The following is a 17,226-nucleotide window of genomic DNA, read 5'->3' on the forward strand; positions in this document are numbered from 1 at the left end:
TCTGGTCGATGGAGGAAAGGGTTCATTTTGCTGTTTCCGACAGGGGAAGTCCAACCCAGGCAAGGCCTGGCGCGCGCCGCGTGCCGATTGGCAACGGTCGGACGGGTGTTCCGCCTTTGCCAACAGCTACTTATACTGCGCATGGCCTGTTCAAGGAGATCAACATGGATGCCGAGTCGAACACCGCGCTGCGCGCCAGATGGCAATACGACGAACCCGCTCCCGGCCCGGAACGCTTCATCGACGAGGCTTTCGACGGCTATCGGCAACAGGCCCGCCTGCTGCTTCCGGCACATGAGTGCGCCCCCACGGTCTTTGTGGTCGGCGGCGCCCGCTCCGATTTCACCCGCCTGAACCCCTTGCTCTATCGCCTGCAACAGCAGGGGATCGGCTCGCTGACCGGCAACCTCTCCGGCCACAGCCTGGCCAGCGAGCCTGGTGCAAAGGACGCGTCGTTGGCCAGCAACCTGCAGGAAGCCCTGCGCTTCCACCAGCATCTGGATGCCCGCAGCGACACGCTGATCGGCCACAGCCTTGGCGCTGCCATCGCGCTCAAGCTGGCGGCGCAACGTCCAAGCGTGCGCAAGCTGGTGCTGATCTGCCCCGCGGTGTATCCCGATGCGGCCCATGTCGCCCCCTTCGGCCCAGCCTTCAGCGAAGCGATCCGCAAGCCTTATGCGTTCCTCGACTGCGACAGCTATGCCTTCCTGCGCCAGTTCCAGGGCCGCGTGCTGCTGGTGATCGGCGAATATGACGGGCTCAACTCCAAGGTCCATGGCCAGGGCCCCGGGACCTCGGCCGGGACCCGGTGCCTGGCGGGTGTCGAGCGCTACAGCCCGATCCCCGAGGAAGTCACCCACGCCTTGCTGCGTTCGGTGCCGGCGCCCCATGTGGAATGCCTGATGCTCACCGACTGCGACCACGGCATCGCCGCGCACCTGCGTGACCGGCCGCAGGTGGCGGATCAGGTAGCCGATGCGGTGGCGGCGTTCATTTTCGATTGAAATCGGTGGAGCACTGCTGTCCTTGCGTGGGAGCGGGCTTGCCCCGCGATGGCGTCCGAGCGGGCGACCTCGTTGGTCATGCTGACGCAATCGCGGGGCAAGCCCGCTCCCACGCATCAATGCGCGACCAACTGCGCCATCAACGTTGACTCACTCGATCTCGAACAATCCGTTGCTGATCATCCCCGCACTGAGACGGTCGCGGATATCGTCGTCGATGCGCGGATCGTCCGGGCGGTACAGCTTGATCTGCCGGAAGGCGTTGATGCGGTTGATCTCCTCGCCCAGGTATTCCCACACCACGCGGGTGCAGGCCGGGTTGCGCCGGTCACCGCTGGAAACCCCGGTCTTGAGGCCGTTCAGGCGGCTGATACGGCTCTTGAAGCTGGGGATGAGCACGGTCTGGCTCATCTCATTGAGGGTCAGCGACTCGTAGTCGATCAGGAACATCCGGTCCTGCAGCTGGAACGCCGCGCCCAGGTAGCGGCAGCGCACCTCGGCATGCCGGTCGAGGCCGCTGCTGCGCTCCTGGCGTTCCTGGCGCTCGAACAGGAAACTGCCGCGCTCCTCCCACAGGTGCACCAGCGACACCAGGATCGAACCGGGCACCGACATACAGTTGGAGTATTCGAAGTAGTAGCCGCAATAACGTGAGAGGTTGCCGGCTTCTTTATGCAGTGGCTTGAACAGCTCGCTGATGGGGTCGTCCTGGGGGCCGACAGGCTGCGCCTGGTTGCGTGCGCCGATCAGGCGGGCGAACTGCTCGGGCGGCAGGCCCAGCTCGTAGTCCTCCACGCCGAAGAAGTCGCCGATGCGCTTGAGGTTGTAGGCCGTCGGACGACTCTGGCCGCTCAGGTACTTGTTGAACTGCGCGCGATTGATCGACAGCTGCCGGCAAACCTCGGAGATAGAGCGGTAGTGACTGCAGGCCAATTTGAGGTTGATAGCGAAGTGATCGCCCATGATGCGCGGGTCCGGATGATGCGAATGACGCCATTCTAGCATCAAGTCGCACCAAAATGGAGCAACCCGCGAAATTGTAACCATAGTTGTCATAGCCAACCATGCGCCCCCAATGAATAGCGGTGCGCCTGCCGTCCGCTGGTCTTTCCATGCGAAGAATAAGAATCGAGGTCATTTTCCAATGCTCGAAGCACTCAACGATTTCCTTTCGGGGAAACTCCTCATCGTGCTGATCGTCGGACTCGGCGGTTACTTCACCATCCGCTCGCGGTTCGTCCAGTTCCGCCACTTCGGCCACATGTTCGGCGTCTTCAAGGAATCCCTTCGCGGCCAGGCAGGCCAACTGAGCTCGTTCCAGGCCCTGATGCTGAGCCTCGCCGGCCGCGTCGGCGCCGGTAACATCGCCGGTGTCGGTATCGCCGTGACCCTCGGCGGCCCAGGCGCCGTGTTCTGGATGTGGGTCACCGCACTGGTGGGCATGTCCAGCAGCTTCTTCGAATGCACCCTGGCCCAGGTCTACAAGCGCGCCGACGGCGACGGCCTGTACCGCGGCGGCCCGGCGTACTACATCCAGCACGGCCTGAAGCTGAAAAGCATGGCCATCGTGTTCTCGATCCTGCTGCTGGTCACCTACGGCTTCGCCTTCATCGGCCTGCAGTCGTACACCGTGACCCACTCGCTGCAGAACGCCTTCGCCTTCGATCCCAAGCAGACCGGCATCGTCCTCGCCGTGCTGCTGGCCATCACCTTCATCGGCGGCATCAAGCGCATCGCCGCTGTGTCCGACCTGCTGGTACCGGTCAAGACCCTGGCCTACATCGGCGTGACCCTGTACGTGATCGGCACCCAGATCGAACACGTGCCAGCCATGCTGGAAACCATCTTCAAGAGCGCCTTCGGCCTCGACCCAGCCTTCGGCGGCCTGCTCGGCAGCGCTATCGTCATGGGCGTGAAGCGTGGCGTGTTCGCCAACGAAGCGGGCCTCGGCAGTGCGCCGAACGTGGCCGCCGTCGCCGCCGTGAAGCACCCGGGCGCCCAAGGCGTGGTCCAGGCCTTCAGCGTGTTCCTCGACACCTTCGTGATCTGCACCTGCACCGCGCTGCTGATCCTGCTGTCGGGCTTCTACACCCCGGGCTTCGAAGGTGACGGCATCGTCCTGACCCAGAACTCGCTGGCCGCCGTGGTCGGTGACTGGGGCCGCATCTTCGTCAGCGTCGCGCTGTCGCTGTTCGTCTTCACCTGCATCCTCTACAACTACTACCTGGGCGAGAACAGCCTGCAGTTCCTCAGCCGCAACCGTGCCGTGCTGATGACCTTCCGTGGCCTGGTGCTGGCGCTGGTGGTGTGGGGTTCGACCCAAGACCTGTCCACTGTGTTCGCCTTCGCCGACATCACCATGACCTGCCTGGCCTTCGTCAACCTGATCGCCCTGGCCATGCTGTTCAAGGTCGGCCTGCGGGTGATGCGCGACTACGACGCACAACGCAAGGCGGGCATCAAGCAGCCGGTGTTCGACTCCAGCAAGTTTGCCGACCTGGACCTGGACCGCGCCGCCTGGCCGGCCAACCCGCAGGCTGAAACAGCCGCTGACAAAGCCGCCGCCCCGGCGCCAGCGCAGCACTGATACCCTGCCCTGCCACAGCCGCCCCGTTCGCGGGCGGCTGCCTCTTCCTTCGCTACATCGCTACGGAATGCTTCCATGCGTGCAGTCAAGAATCTCCTCGTCCTCTATACCGGCGGCACCATCGGCATGCTGCAGACCGCCGAAGGCCTTGCGCCTGCCGGTGGCTTCGAAGCGCGCATGCGCGAACACTTTGCCGCCTGCGGCGATGCGCCCAAGGTGCACTGGTCACTGCGTGAACTGAACCCGCTGATCGACAGCGCCAACATGCAACAGGCCAACTGGCTGGCGATGCGCGATGCCATCGTCGAGGCGGTCGAACGCGACGGCCATGACGGCGTGCTGGTGCTGCATGGCACCGACACCCTGGCGTACAGCGCCGCTGCCCTGTCGTTCCTGCTGCTGGGCCTGCCGGTGCCAGTGCTGCTGACCGGTTCCATGCTGCCGGCCGGCGCGCCGGACAGCGATGCCTGGGCCAACCTGGTCGGCGCGCTCAATCTGTTCGAAAGCGGCCTGGAAGACGGCGTACAGCTGTATTTCCACGGCCAGTTGCTGCACGGCTGCCGCGCCTCGAAACTGCGCAGCGAGGCGTTCGACGCCTTCACCGTGCTGCCGCGCCATCGTGATGGCGAGCGTGCCCCGGAACTGCCAACCCGCCTGGACTACCGCCAGCCACGCCAGCCGGTCAAGCTGGCGGTCATGCCAGTGTTCCCAGGCCTTGCCGCCGAACACCTGCGCGGCCTGTTCGACAGCGGTATCCAGGGCCTGGTGCTGGAGTGCTACGGCAGCGGCACCGGCCCGTCGGATGACCAGGCGCTGCTCGACGCGCTGCATGACGCCCGCCAGGGCGGCGTGATGATCGTTGCCATCAGCCAGTGCCCGGAAGGCTCGGTGGTGTTCGACACCTACGCCGCCGGCAGCCGCCTGCGCGATACCGGGCTGGTCAGTGGCGGCGGCATGACCCGCGAGGCGGCGCTGGGCAAGCTGTTTGCGCTGCTGGGCGCAGGGTTGGACGTGCAGGCGGCGGAACATTGGTTCGCGTTGGACCTGTGCGGCGAGCGCGCCTGACTCGCAGATCGTCCATTCGCCATCGCGGGGCAAGCCCGCTCCCACAAATTCGTGGGAGCGGGCTTGCCCCGCGATCGTTTCAGCATCTGGAAAAGTGGCGGAAGGCAGCGGGAGTCGAACCTGCCCGGGAACGGCTGCCGTCCCCAACCGGGTTTGAAGCCCGGCCGCGCCACCGGGCGCGATTGCCTTCCTTGAAATCAGGGCCCGTGTTGCGGTTGGGCCAGGGCGCTGTCGGCGCGAACCTGTCGCAGGTCACCGACCCGTCGGGTCAGGCCGATGCGATCGAAGTACTCGAGTATCTGCACACTGCGCTTGCGACCGATGGCCAAACCATCGCGAAATGCCGCGACCTGCACTATCGGTGATGTCGCGGCCTGGCGCAACAGCAGCTCTGCCATGCGCCTGAGCGTCGCCTCCGGGTAGAACAGGTCACGCACCACCTGATGCACCAGGCCCAGCCGGGCCAGCTTGCGCAACAACAGCCGGACATCCGCCTCTTCGCAACCCTCCTCGCCGGCCAGGGTCCGTACCCAGGGCGGGTCGAACTCACCTGCCAACAGGCGCGGCAACAGACGCTCCCACAACGCGCTGTCCGCGTCGCTCAACTGAACCCGATGGTCCGGCAGGTGCAGCCACGGGCCACTGCTGCTGATGGCGCCTGCGCCCAGCAACTCATCCAGCAAGCTGACAAACGCAGGACGCTCCAATGGCAAGGCGGTAAAGCGGCGCAAGCGGTCCCGGTCCGGGCCAAGCTGGTCGGGTTCCTGCTCATGGAACTGCGCCAGACGCTCCAGCACCTGTCGCTTGAGTGCCTGCCACTGTAAGCGATCGAACAACAGCTGACCTTGACGGGTGGCAATCACCAGCACCGAATCCGGCAACTGCCAAGTCTCGCGCAGACGGTTGAACTGGCGCTCCAGACGCCGGGGCTCGAGACCGCCGGGGGCCGCCTCGAGCAGGGCCGACAGCGCTTGCTCGAGATTGTCGGTATCGCGCAGCACCTGCAACTGACGCAAGCGCGCTTCGCTGCGCCGTTGCCGGCTCGGGGCGAAAGGGTCGAGCACACGCCCACCACCCAGCGTGCGCTGGGCGCGTTGGTCACGCAGTACCAGGCGATCCCCATGCACCGCTTGCAGCGGGGCATTGAGCAGCAACTGGGCGAACATGCGCTGGCCGGTGGCGAGCCGTTCACCTTCGAGCAAGGCAACCCGGGCGGTGACATCCTGGGTGCCCAGGTGCACATGCACTGCGCTGAAATGCTCGAAAGTACGGGTTTCACTCGGCAGCAGGGTGAAGTCGATATCGACCCGCACGCTGGGCGCATGCAGCCACTGCGGCACAAGCCAGTCGCCACGATGCACCTGCTCGGCCGAAAGCTTTTCCGCGCTGATGTTCAAGGCCACCCGCTGACCGGCCGCGGCGACCAGGGCCGCCTGGTTCTGGGCATGCAGGCCACGCACCCGCACTGCTTTGCCGGCCTTGCCGAGCAGCAAGGTATCGCCGACGCTGACCTGCCCGGCCAGCGCCGTGCCGGTGACCACGACGCCCGCTCCGGAAACCGCGAAAGCTCGGTCTACCGCCAGACGGAAACCGCCGCGCACGCTGCGCTGGCGAACATGCGCTTGGGCCGCCAGCAAAGCCTCGCGCAGGGCGTCGATCCCCTCGCCGGACACGCTCGAAACCGGAAATTGCCGAGCCTCGGCGTAGGGGCCGGGTGCGAGCAGTTCGGTGACCTGGGCCCGAACTTCGCTCAACCGCGACGGCTCGACCCGGTCGCACTTGCTGATCACCACCAGCGCCCGGGGAATGCCCAGCAGCTCGATGATCGCGAGGTGCTCTCGGGTCTGCGGCATCACCCCATCGTCGGCGGCCACCACCAGCAGTACCAGGTCGATGCCATGGGCACCGGCCAGCATGTTGTGAATAAACCGCTCGTGGCCCGGCACATCGATGAAGCCTGTCAGCGGCACCCCTTCCGCCAGCGCCGCGTAACGATAACCGAGGTCGATGGTCATGCCCCGGTCGCGCTCCTCCCGACGGGTGTCGCCGGCCTGGCCGGTCAGGGCCTGGAGCAGCGCGGTCTTGCCATGGTCGATGTGGCCGGCAGTCCCGACGATCACTGCACCGGCCCCAGTTGCAACGCCGGCAGTTGCGCCAGCCACTGGGCTTCGTCGTCCAGCTGGCGCACGTCGAGCCACAGGGCATCGTCGTCGATACGACCGAGCACCGGCACCGGCAGGTCGCGCAACGCGCGCTCCAACACATGCAGACTGCGCCCGCGCAGTTTCTTCGACACCTGCGGACGCAAGCACAGCGCCGCGCTGGGCAGCCGCGCCACCGGTTGGCTGCCGCTGCCGATCATGCCGAGTGCCGGCTCGACGCTCACCACCCATTGCGCACCGAGGCGAACAGCCAGCTCAGGCGCCAGCCGCTCGGCCTGGGCGGCGATCTCGGCTTGCGCACGGGTCAGCAGGCGCAGGCTCGGCAGGCGCTCGGCCAGACGGTCCGGATTACGGTACAGCGCCAGCACAGCTTCAAGGGCCGCAAGGGTGATCTTGTCCACCCGCAGGGCGCGCTTGAGCGGGTTCTTCTTGATCTTCGCGATCAGTTCCTTGCGCCCGACGATGATCCCCGCCTGTGGCCCGCCGAGCAGTTTGTCACCACTGAAGGTGACGATGTCGGCGCCGTCGGCCAGCGCCTGGCGCACCGTAGGCTCGGCCGGCAGGCCCCAGCGGGTCAGGTCGAGCAGGCTGCCGCTGCCCAGGTCTTCGAGCAGCGGCAGCTCATGTGCATGGGCGATGCGCGCCAATTCCGCAGTGGGCACCTGGGTGGTGAAACCCTGGATGCTGTAGTTGCTGCAATGCACACGCATCAGCAGGCCCGTGCGCGGGTTGATCGCGCTTTCGTAGTCGCGGGCGTGGGTGCGGTTGGTGGTGCCGATCTCGTGCAGCTTCACTCCGGCGCGGGCCATGATATCGGGGATGCGGAACGCCCCGCCGATTTCGATCAGCTCGCCGCGCGAGATGATGCCCTCCTTGCGTGCGCCCAGGCTGTTGAGCGCCAGCAGCACGGCGGCGGCGTTGTTGTTGACGACGGTGACGGCTTCAGCGCCGGTCAGCTCGCGAATCAGGCCTTCGATCAGGTCGTCGCGGTCGCCGCGCTTGCCGGTGTTGAGGTCGAACTCCAGGTTCAGCGGATAGCGAGCTGCAGTCTGCATGGCTTCGACCGCTTCCTCGGGCAGCAAGGCCCGGCCGAGATTGGTATGCAGTACCGTGCCGGTGAGGTTGAACACCCGGCGCACCTGGCTGCGTTGCTGGATCGCCAGGCGCTCGCCGGCACGACCCAGAAGGACTTCGGCGGTCAGTTCGGCAGCATTCAGCTGACCGAGGCGAGCAGGCTCGCGCAGGTCGTCGAGCAGCTGGCGCAAGGTGGCCAGCGTGGCGTCACGACCGTGGCGGTCGATCAGAGGGGCACAGGCTGGGTGGCGCAGCAAGGTATCGATGGAGGGCAGGCGTGGGGTGTCGCTGGCGAGGCTTGAAGACATGCGGTACTACCTATGACTGATCCGTTGTCTGGTTGGGTGCAATCGCGGGGCAAGCCCGCTCCCACGCCGATCGCACCCATTGCGTGGGAGCGGGCTTGCCCCGCGATCCGGTTCAACTCGATTGCAGTGTAGACACTACCCCGGTGCCAGCAGCAGGTTCGGCGCCAGCCGATGGAAACCCTCCTCGTCCAGGCGCATGTCCAGCGCCAGGCTCGCCAGGTCATCGGCCAACGGCTCGGCCGCGGCGTCGTTCTCCAGGTAGCACTGCTTCAGGTAGCTCTGGCACCCCGGACAGCACTCGGCGCGCAGCGGTGCCTTGCCCGGCGCATGGCGGTCATCCTCGAGGCTGCTGTAGCGCAGATCCTTGCTCGACTCGCAGTACACGCACTTGACCCGCACCACATGCCATTCGCAGGCACACAGCGAACAGGCCAGGTAGCGCAAGCCGTTGTGCTTGCCGCGGTTGCGCACCACACCGGCCATGGCCGGCGAGCCGCAGGCCGGGCACTGGGCCAGGCTGCCAGCGGGTTTGAGCTCAGGCTTGGGCAGCGCCAGCAACCAGCTCGACCAGGCGGCCTGCAACGCCGCGCCCAGGAAGGGCACCAAGGCCGCCGGTACGGCGTCGTACTGGCCACCGAGCAGCGCGACGGCCCAGCCCTTGCGCTGTTCGTCAGCGCTCTCGCGCAGGCTGCCCAGCGCCGCTGCCAGCGGCCCTTCGGGCGCCGGCTCGAAGTGATCGAGCAGCGCTTGCAGCCACACCAGCCACTGCCCTTCGCGCACCAGGCCGTCTGCTGCCAGGGGTGGCAGACCATGGCTTATGCACAGGCGCTGACGCTCCTCGGCTACCGGCAAGCCGCCGGGCGGGTTATCCACAAGCTGCTGCTGGATCCGGCACAGCCGCGCGACCAGATGCAGATACTCGCCAAGGGCATTGCCCTCGGCCAGCTGCTCAAGGCGCGCGGCCCGCACTGCGAACAGGTTGGCGGGCGGCAGATGCAGGAACGGCGGCATCACCGCCGACGCTTCGATCTGCCCGGGTTCGAGAATCGTGCTCAAACGCTCATCCTTCTTTTCTACGGTGCGGCGTCTTGTCGCCGGTGACTTCCCGGTACCACAGTTCATGGTGCTTGCGCGCCCAGGCGCGGCTGACCCAGCCATGCAGCATGGCGCCGATCGAGCCCTTGATCCAGATCCCGGCGTAGATGTGCACAATGATGCTGAGGATCAGCACGAACGCCGCCAGGGCATGCAGCAGCGCCGACAGGCGAATGACGTCGATGCCGAACCAATGGCTGAAGTACGCGCGCCAGATCACCACGCCACTGACCAGCAGCACCAGCATGCACGCCAGCAGCGTCCAGAACAGTAGCTTCTGCCCGGCGTTGTACTTGCCGATCGGCGGCACGCCTTCTTCCTTGTTGAGCATCACCCGGTCGATGCGGCGCAGCCACAGGCGGTCGTTGGCGGTGATGAAGTTGGCGCGCCAGAAGCGCAGCACCAGCCCGAGGAAGAACACGAACATCGCCACGCCGATGAACGGGTGGAGGATCCGTGTCCACGGCCCGCCGCCGAACAGGTGGCTGAGCCAGAACAGCGCCGGGTGGAACAACGCCAGCCCCGACAGGCCGGCCAGCACGAACAGGATCGCGACGATCCAGTGGTTGCTCCGCTCGTTGGCGTTGTAGCGCAGGATAGGCTTGTTGTCGTTCATGGCCGCTGCTCCCCCTGCCCGCCCGGGCGGTTCGGATCATAGACATGCACCGCCGGGTCCACCTGGTGGACATCGTTATCCACAGGTGCCGGATGCTCGTCTTCCTCGACCCGCTGCGGGCCGACACGCACGTAGTGGAAGAACCCGGCCAGCACCGCCGCGCCCATGGCCAGCAGCGCCAGCGGCTTGCTGAAGCCCTTCCACAGCCCGACCAGCGGGCTGATCACCGGTTGGTCCGGCAGGCCGGCGTAGATCCGCGGCGTGTCGGCATGGTGCAGCACGTACATCACGTGGGTGCCGCCGACACCGTCCGGGTCGTACAACCCGGCGTTGTCGTAGCCCCGCGACTTCAGGTCGACGATGCGCTCGTCGGCATGCACCTTCATCTCTTCCTTGCTGCCGAAGACGATCGCCCCGGTCGGGCAGGTCTTCACGCAGGCCGGCTCCAGGCCCACGCTCACGCGGTCGGAACACAGGGTGCACTTGTACGCCTTGTGGTCCTTCTGCGAGATACGCGGGATGTTGAACGGGCAGCCGGTGATGCAGTAGCCGCAACCGATGCAGTGGTCCTGGTTGAAGTCGACGATACCGTTGGCATGCTTGATGATCGCCCCCGGGCTCGGGCACGCTTTCAGACACCCCGGATCGGCGCAGTGCATGCAGCCATCCTTGCGGATCAGCCACTCCAGGTTGCCGTCGTCGCGCTCGTGCTCGGTGAAGCGCATCAAGGTCCAGGTTTCGGCACTGAGGTCCTGGGGGTTGTCGTAGGTGCCATGGTTGTGGCCGACCTCGTCACGCAGTTCGTTCCACTCCGAGCACGCCACCTGACAGGCCTTGCAGCCGATGCACTTGGTGGTGTCGATCAGCTTGGCGACTTCCTGCTGCTGGCGTACCGAAGGCGGCACGGTGGTGGTGGCCGAGCGGGCGATGATGTCTTGGCTGGCCATCAGAGTTTCTCCACTTTGACGAGGAACGACTTGGACTCCGGCGTCTGCGTGTTGCCATCACCGAGGAACGGCACCAGGGTGTTGGTCAGGTAGCCGTGCCGCGTGCTGCCAGTGAAGCCCCAATGCAGCGGGATGCCAATCTGGTGCACGGTCTGGTTGTTGACCTGCAGCGGGCGGATCCGCTTGGTCACCACCGCAACCGCATCAATGTGCCCGCGCTTGCTCGATACCCTTACCCGGTCACCGGCCTTGATGCCCTTCTCATTGGCCAGCACCTCGCCGATCTCGACGAACTGCTCGGGCTGGGCGATGGCGTTGAGCCGGCAATGCTTGCTCCAGAAGTGGAAGTGCTCGGTCAGCCGGTAGGTGGTCGCCGCGTAGGGGAACTCGTCGTGCGTGCCGAGGGTGTCCCACACCGAATCGAAGATCCGCCCGGCCGGGTTGCTGGTGGCCTTCTTGTTCTGCGGGTGCAGCGGGTTGATGCCAATCGGCGTTTCGAACGGCTCGTAGTGCTCGGGGAACGGCCCCTCGGCCATCTTGTCGATGGCGAAGAAGCGCGCCACACCCTCGGGGTTCATGATGAACGGATTCATCCCCGCATCCGGAGGCGAGTCGACCTTGAAGTCGGGCACGTCGCTACCGGTCCAGGCCTTGCCGTTCCACCACACCAGGCGCTTCTTCTCCGGGTCCCACGGCTTGCCTTGCGGGTCGCTGGAGGCGCGGTTGTAGAGGATGCGGCGGTTGGCCGGCCAGGCCCAGGCCCAGTTCTGCACCTGGTGCATGCCATAGGGGTCGCTGTTGTCGCGCCGGGCCATCTGGTTGCCCTGCTCGGTCCAGCTGCCGGCGAAAATCCAGCAGCCTGATGCGGTGCTGCCGTCATCCTTCATCTGGGCGAAGCCGGCGAGCTGTTGCCCGGCCTTGAGCGTGGCACCAGAGGCGTCGGTCAGGTCGCTGACCGCCCAGCCGTTCATCTCCTTGGCCAGCTCTTCGGGCGAAGGCTCTTCAGGCACCTTGTACGGCCAGTTGATGTTGAGCAGCGGGTCCGGATAGGCACCGCCCTCGGCCTGGTAGCGTTTGCGCAGGCGCAGGAACAGCTCGCTCATGATGTGCACGTCGGTACGGGTCTGGCCCGGCCCATCGGCGCCCTTCCAGTGCCACTGCAGCCAGCGGCTGCTATTGACCAGCGAACCGTCCTCTTCGGCGAAGCAAGTGGTGGGCAGGCGGATCACCTCGGTCTGGATGTTGGCCGTGTCGACGTCGTTGAACGGGCCGGCGTTACGCCAGAACTCGGACGTTTCGGTAGCCAGCGGGTCCATGATCACCAGCCACTTGAGCTTGGCCAGCGCGGCGGTGACGCGGTTCTTGTCCGGCAACGCGGCGATCGGGTTGAAGCCCTGACACATGTAGCCGTTGACCTTGCCCTGGCCCATCATCTCGAACATGCGCAGCACGTCGTAGGCCGGCACGTCTAGCTTGGGCAGCCAGTCGTAGCCCCAGTTGTTCTCGGCCGTAGCATTGGCGCCGTACCAGGCCTTCATCAGGCTGACGTGGAACTTGCCGTAGTTCTGCCAGTACGACAGCTGCCCCGGACGCAACGGCTTGGAGGCGCGCTTGTCGATGTAGGTGGCGTAATCCTGCTCGGCGTCGCCGCCCAGGGTGAGGTAGCCCGGCAGCGAGTTCGACAGCAGCCCCAGGTCGGTCAGGCCCTGGATGTTGGAGTGCCCGCGCAGGGCGTTGACCCCGCCGCCGGGCATGCCGACGTTGCCCAGCAGCAACTGCACCATCGCCGCGCTGCGGATGATCTGCGCGCCGATGGAGTGCTGGGTCCAGCCCAGGGCGTAGAGGATCGTCATGGTCTTGCCCGGCACCGAGCAAGTGGCGATCTCTTCCCAGACTTTCATCATCTGGTCCTGGGGCATGCCACAGGTCATGCTCGCCAGCTCCGGCGTGTAGCGGCTGTAGTGCTGCTTCATCAGCTGATAGACGCAACGCGGGTGCTGCAGGGTCGGGTCGACCTTGGCGAAGCCGTCCTCACCCAGCTCGTAGCCCCAGCCGGACTTGTCGGCATACACGCGCTTGGCCGCGTCGTAGCCGCTGAACAGCCCGTCCTCGAAGCCATAGCTCTCTTTGACGATGAACGACACATCGGTGTAGTTGCGCACGTACTCGTGCTGGATCTTGTCGTTGCTCAGCAGGTAGTTGATCAGCCCGCCCATGAAGGCGATGTCGCTGCCGGTGCGAATCGGCGCGTAGTAATCGGCTACCGAGGCGGTACGGGTGAACCGCGGGTCGACCACGATCAGCCGCGCCTTGTTGTGCGCCTTGGCTTCGGTCACCCACTTGAAGCCACACGGGTGCGCTTCAGCGGCGTTGCCGCCCATCACCAGGACCAGGTTTGCGTTGGCGATGTCAGACCAGTGATTGGTCATCGCGCCACGGCCGTACGTCGGGGCAAGACTTGCCACCGTCGGGCCGTGTCAGACACGCGCCTGGTTATCGAACCCCAGCATGCCGGTTGCACGGATCACCTTGTGCGTCAGGTAGCCCGCTTCACTGGAAGCGGCAGACGCGGCGAGGAACCCGGTGGTGAGCCAACGGTTGACCGTCTGGCCTTGGGCATTCTTCTCGATGAAGTTGGCGTCGCGGTCCTGTTTCATCAGGTCGGCGATGCGGTCGAGGGCTTCGTCCCACTCGATGCGGGTCCACTCATTGCTGCCCGGCTTGCGCACCTCGGGGTACTGCAGGCGGCTCGGGCTGTGGATAAAGTCCAGCAGGCCCGCGCCTTTCGGGCACAAGGTGCCACGGTTGACCGGATGGTCCGCGTCGCCCTCGATATGGATGATGTTCTGTTTGACGTTCTTGCCCGCGTCACCCTGGCTGTACATGATCAGGCCGCAGCCGACCGAGCAGTAAGGGCAGGTGTTGCGGGTTTCTTTAGTGTGCGCCAGCTTGAAGTGGCGCACCTGCTCGGCGAATGCGGGGGTTGGGGCCATGCCCAACGCCGCAAGGCTCGAGCCTCCAAGGCCGACGGCGGCGACCTTGAAGAATTGCCGACGGTTGAGGTCCATCGTGCACTCCTGATCAGGTTCTCGGGCGCACGGGACTTGGCCGGCGCCTCAGGGACTTCACGGTGGCGGTAGATAGAAACCGCCAACCCTTAAGCCTAGTCAATAATCTGAAGAGGGTGATGACGTGGCTCAATGAACTGGCGGTGCAGGAGATCCTTCGTTCCCGCCGCCCCTAAAAAAGGCTGGAAGTACTGTAATAGAGGCGTTTTGTCCAAATTTCACAAACGATAATCATTATTGACACGATGCCATCATATTGGCATAAGAGCCGCCCTTGACCACGTTGGTTGGGGCATGGCCAGCGCGGGGGCGCGCGGCGATCCTGACGCCACGGCCATGTTTTCAATACGGACGAAAACAGACATATGAACCAGACGTTCTTCCCGGTGATCTCGGTCTCTGAAACAGAGCAGGCCAAGTCCATTTCCGACTTGATAACCGCCTTGGGCAAAGCCCTCGAGAACCACCCCAACCCCAAAGCCAAGGCATTGGGCGAGACCCTCGCCCAATCCGGCGACATAGGCGGCATCACGGCCGACATGTTCAAGCTCAAAGCCAACTCTGCGGACTACCTGAAGCTGGTCGATACCGCCGCCGAAGTCGCCGCAGGCATGCTTGGTAGTGCGGGCGGTGCGGCGGCCCTGGAAAGTTTCATCATCAGCAGCGTTCCGCGAGCGCTGGCGGTAGGCGCCTTGGCTTCCGCCTTCCCGGTCATGGGAACGCTGGCCCTGGGTGCGGGCTACCTGGGGGCAGCGTATCTGGGTGGCAAACTGGTCGAAGGTGCCTATGGCTGGAGCAAACGTGCGGCAGAAGCGCTGTCCACGCAGTTGCCCACCGGCGCTGTCACACTGCCCGCGAGCTTCGATGCCATCAAGACCCAAATGGAATTCCCAGGGGCCGTGATCCTCGACCCGACTTATGTGAACGACCAGTACGACGGCTATGCGCTGGATGTCGATACCGACCAGTTCATGCGCAACCAGGACCGCGGCATCGATCGTGACTTCCTGCACCAGATGCAGCGGGAGATCAATGATTTCAACTTCTCACTCTCGGACATGTTCAAACCCGGCAATGATTTCCTCAGGCCCGACAGCAACGGCATGTTGGGCTGGAGCGGCGGCTATCAGGCACTACAGGATCAGATATTCAACAGTGGCGGGCTGAACTTGCCCTGGGGTGATAACTGGGGCTCCGCGTTCAACGACAAGATGTACCGGCTGACGGAAGCCGCCAGCAGCATGCAAGACTTCATCGACAACAATTTCGGACGAGCCAACAACACCCTCGGCGGCTCAGCGAGCACCCTGAGCGACAAGGCGGGCGAGGCGGCCAGCGACCTGGACAGCGCCATGGCGGAAATGACGCCACTGGCCTTGGACCTTGGCGGCGAAGGTATCAAGACCCGCTCGATTTTCGAGGGGATTTCCGGTTTCGAGTTCGTTGAGGGGCAACAGGGCGGGCGACACGGCTGGCTCGATGGCTCCAGCGCCTTCCTGGCGTTGGATCGGAATGGCAATGGCAGCATCGACAATTTCACCGAGCTGTTTGGCAACGTCACTCAGGATGGTTTCACTGTCTTGCGCGAACTCGATAGCAATGGGGATGGCCGCATCGACCAGGCCGATGAGCGGTTCGAAGCGCTGATGGTGTGGCAAGACCGTGATCAGAATACCCGTTCCGACGCCGGAGAGTTGCACACGCTGCGCGAGGTCGGCATCAAGGAGATCTCATTGGACCAGGTGACCCGGGTCGAACGGCCCGACGTAAACGGTAATACAGTGAAATGGACGTCCAGCTTCACGCTGGAAAACGGCGAAACGCGGGAAATAGCCGATGTCTACTTCAGGTACAGCACGCCCAATCAGGAAGCTGCTCCAGACCTGGTCACCGCAGTCGACCAGCAGGTACAACGGCTGGTGCAAAGCATGGCCGGCTTCGCCGCTCCTGCGGCGATGGAGTTCACTTCCGCGGCAGACCAGCGAACAGCATTGAACGTGCCGCTGGCCGTGGGTAACTGATTAAATTGATGACCCGCCACTCACTTGCGTGACGGGTCATCCTTCAGGTGTCCTTTCCCATGAGCGGCCCACGGTCAAGAAATCCTTGCAACGAAAGCGCAATGAGCACGAACACTGCCGGGAGCAGCATTGTCTGGTAGAGCATGCCGAACGGGATGCTCATGCCGTACAGGCGATTGCCAAATAGCCCCTGCGGCACAGCACCTACTGTCGGCCCCCATAGCTCACTCAGCACATGCCAAAGGCATACCAGCAGAATCAGTAACGCCGGGTAGTTCTGCCGGTAATGCCGGACAGAGAAGAATGCGGAAAAGCGCATGCCAAAATGCCTTGAGTAAACGAAGCAGAGCCAGCCCAGCATTCCCAGCAGCAGTAGAAAGTCTTTCTCATAGATCCAGGCTGTCGTCTTCAGGAAGTCCATACGCCCCTGCTCGTTGAAAAACACCTCGGCCTTTGCGATCACCGGCAACGTGCGCAGCAACTCCCCCTGCTCGGCAATCCCGCTCCACACTATTGCTACGCTCGACGACCAAGAGAACAGTACATAGCCCACCCATATACACAGATACTTCTTCACGTTCACGTCCTATTGACCTCCTTGCCTTTACAGGGCCGTCGAACACGACGCCCCCCTGCCCTCGCGCAGTCACTCATCACGCGCATGGCAAAAAAAACCCCATCCGCATGGATGGGGCTCTTCCTGCTCGCAGCGAAGGCTGTGATCAGAACGGAATATCGTCGTCGAAGCTGTCGAAGTCAGCGGCAGGCTGCGGAGCCGGCTGTTGCGGCGCGGGGCGCTGCGGCGCTTGTTGCGGGCGCTGGGCCTGCTGGCGCGGGGCCTGGTTGTACTGTTGCTGCTGACCGCCCTGGTTGTAGTTGTTGCCACCACCCTGGTTGTACTGGTCACCACCACCCTGCTGGCCCTGCGGACGACCGCCGAGCAGCTGCATGGTGCCGTTGATGTCGACGATGATCTCGGTGGTGTAGCGCTTGATGCCGTCCTTTTCCCACTCGCGGGTCTGCAGCTTGCCTTCGATGTAGCACTGCGAACCCTTGCGCAGGTACTCGCCGGCGATTTCGGCGACCTTGCCGAACAGCGACACACGGTGCCACTCGGTACGCTCGACCTTCTGGCCCGACTGCTTGTCGGTCCACTGCTCGCTGGTGGCCAGGCTCAGGTTGGTCACGGCGTTACCGTTGGGCAGGTAGCGGACTTCGGGATCCTGACCGCAAGTACCGACCAGAATGACTTTGTTAACCCCACGGGCCATAACGTTCT

Annotated in this window: 13 protein-coding genes and 1 tRNA gene; 4 read left to right on the top strand and 10 right to left on the bottom strand. The window is 64.4% G+C overall.

Going from position 1 to position 17,226, the window contains the following annotated elements; all coding sequences use genetic code 11:
- Positions 1-164 precede the first annotated feature (164 nt).
- On the top strand, positions 165-1,004 hold the full coding sequence (locus ABZO33_RS17330; protein ID WP_414537033.1) for an alpha/beta hydrolase: 840 nt from the start codon (positions 165-167) through the stop codon (positions 1,002-1,004).
- A 150-nt stretch (positions 1,005-1,154) separates the two neighbouring features.
- Here the strand turns inward: ABZO33_RS17330 and ABZO33_RS17335 are convergent, their stop codons facing one another.
- Positions 1,155-1,967, bottom strand: a complete 813-nt coding sequence (locus tag ABZO33_RS17335; RefSeq protein WP_414537048.1) for a helix-turn-helix domain-containing protein — start codon at positions 1,965-1,967, stop codon at positions 1,155-1,157.
- Between the two features lie 181 nt (positions 1,968-2,148).
- Between ABZO33_RS17335 and ABZO33_RS17340 the strand changes: the two genes are divergently transcribed.
- Together ABZO33_RS17340 and ABZO33_RS17345 are read left to right on the top strand one after the other, a co-directional pair.
- Entirely contained in the window at positions 2,149-3,591 is a 1,443-nt protein-coding gene (locus ABZO33_RS17340; protein ID WP_023632679.1) for an alanine/glycine:cation symporter family protein, read from the top strand.
- A gap of 75 nt (positions 3,592-3,666) precedes the next feature.
- Positions 3,667-4,656 carry an asparaginase gene (locus ABZO33_RS17345; RefSeq protein WP_414537034.1) on the top strand — a complete coding sequence of 330 codons (990 nt, stop codon included), beginning with the start codon at positions 3,667-3,669 and terminating at the stop codon, positions 4,654-4,656.
- A 95-nt stretch (positions 4,657-4,751) separates the two neighbouring features.
- Here ABZO33_RS17345 and ABZO33_RS17350 read toward each other — a convergent pair.
- The 7 genes from ABZO33_RS17350 to fdnG all read right to left on the bottom strand — a co-directional run bounded on the left by ABZO33_RS17350 (position 4,752) and on the right by fdnG (position 13,926).
- Positions 4,752-4,847, bottom strand: a tRNA-Sec gene (locus ABZO33_RS17350).
- 6 nt (positions 4,848-4,853) lie between these two features.
- Positions 4,854-6,776, bottom strand: a complete 1,923-nt coding sequence (gene selB, locus ABZO33_RS17355) for a selenocysteine-specific translation elongation factor (protein WP_414537035.1) — start codon at positions 6,774-6,776, stop codon at positions 4,854-4,856.
- Positions 6,773-8,200 carry an L-seryl-tRNA(Sec) selenium transferase gene (gene selA / locus ABZO33_RS17360; protein ID WP_414537036.1) on the bottom strand — a complete coding sequence of 476 codons (1,428 nt, stop codon included), beginning with the start codon at positions 8,198-8,200 and terminating at the stop codon, positions 6,773-6,775. The genes selB and selA overlap by 4 nt, the downstream gene beginning before the upstream one ends.
- 135 nt (positions 8,201-8,335) lie before the next feature.
- The gene (gene fdhE / locus ABZO33_RS17365) at positions 8,336-9,256 is read right to left on the bottom strand and encodes a formate dehydrogenase accessory protein FdhE (RefSeq protein ID WP_414537037.1); all 921 of its coding nucleotides are present in this window, start codon (positions 9,254-9,256) and stop codon (positions 8,336-8,338) included.
- Between the two features lie 4 nt (positions 9,257-9,260).
- Positions 9,261-9,911 carry a formate dehydrogenase subunit gamma gene (locus tag ABZO33_RS17370; RefSeq protein ID WP_414537038.1) on the bottom strand — a complete coding sequence of 217 codons (651 nt, stop codon included), beginning with the start codon at positions 9,909-9,911 and terminating at the stop codon, positions 9,261-9,263.
- The gene (fdxH, locus tag ABZO33_RS17375) at positions 9,908-10,858 is read right to left on the bottom strand and encodes a formate dehydrogenase subunit beta (protein WP_038707246.1); all 951 of its coding nucleotides are present in this window, start codon (positions 10,856-10,858) and stop codon (positions 9,908-9,910) included. Before fdxH ends, ABZO33_RS17370 begins: the two co-directional genes overlap by 4 nt.
- Entirely contained in the window at positions 10,858-13,926 is a 3,069-nt protein-coding gene (fdnG, locus tag ABZO33_RS17380; RefSeq protein ID WP_414537039.1) for a formate dehydrogenase-N subunit alpha, read from the bottom strand. Before fdnG ends, fdxH begins: the two co-directional genes overlap by 1 nt.
- Positions 13,927-14,291: 365 nt before the next feature.
- Here fdnG and ABZO33_RS17385 point away from each other — a divergent pair, with 365 nt between their 5' ends.
- Positions 14,292-15,947: a hypothetical protein gene (locus tag ABZO33_RS17385; protein ID WP_414537041.1), complete on the top strand. Its 1,656-nt coding sequence runs from the start codon at positions 14,292-14,294 to the stop codon at positions 15,945-15,947.
- A gap of 43 nt (positions 15,948-15,990) precedes the next feature.
- Here the strand turns inward: ABZO33_RS17385 and ABZO33_RS17390 are convergent, their stop codons facing one another.
- Both ABZO33_RS17390 and ABZO33_RS17395 read right to left on the bottom strand, forming a co-directional pair.
- Positions 15,991-16,530, bottom strand: coding sequence for a hypothetical protein (locus ABZO33_RS17390; RefSeq protein WP_414537042.1), 540 nt, complete (start codon positions 16,528-16,530; stop codon positions 15,991-15,993).
- Between the two features lie 139 nt (positions 16,531-16,669).
- Positions 16,670-17,218: a single-stranded DNA-binding protein gene (locus ABZO33_RS17395; RefSeq protein ID WP_023629920.1), complete on the bottom strand. Its 549-nt coding sequence runs from the start codon at positions 17,216-17,218 to the stop codon at positions 16,670-16,672.
- Between the last annotated feature and the right edge of the window lie 8 nt (positions 17,219-17,226).

Origin of the sequence: Pseudomonas sp. CAM1A (genome assembly GCF_047501685.1) — a bacterium.
Taxonomy (GTDB): Bacteria; Pseudomonadota; Gammaproteobacteria; order Pseudomonadales; family Pseudomonadaceae; genus Aquipseudomonas.

Coding starts and splice junctions, on each gene's coding strand:
- ABZO33_RS17385 (WP_414537041.1), top strand. CDS start 14,292: ATGAACCAGACGTTCTTCCCGGTGATCTCGGTCTCTGAAACAGAGCAG.
- selA (WP_414537036.1), bottom strand. CDS start 8,200: ATGTCTTCAAGCCTCGCCAGCGACACCCCACGCCTGCCCTCCATCGAT.
- ABZO33_RS17395 (WP_023629920.1), bottom strand. CDS start 17,218: ATGGCCCGTGGGGTTAACAAAGTCATTCTGGTCGGTACTTGCGGTCAG.
- ABZO33_RS17340 (WP_023632679.1), top strand. CDS start 2,149: ATGCTCGAAGCACTCAACGATTTCCTTTCGGGGAAACTCCTCATCGTG.
- fdxH (WP_038707246.1), bottom strand. CDS start 10,858: ATGGCCAGCCAAGACATCATCGCCCGCTCGGCCACCACCACCGTGCCG.
- ABZO33_RS17345 (WP_414537034.1), top strand. CDS start 3,667: ATGCGTGCAGTCAAGAATCTCCTCGTCCTCTATACCGGCGGCACCATC.
- ABZO33_RS17330 (WP_414537033.1), top strand. CDS start 165: ATGGATGCCGAGTCGAACACCGCGCTGCGCGCCAGATGGCAATACGAC.
- ABZO33_RS17370 (WP_414537038.1), bottom strand. CDS start 9,911: ATGAACGACAACAAGCCTATCCTGCGCTACAACGCCAACGAGCGGAGC.
- ABZO33_RS17335 (WP_414537048.1), bottom strand. CDS start 1,967: ATGGGCGATCACTTCGCTATCAACCTCAAATTGGCCTGCAGTCACTAC.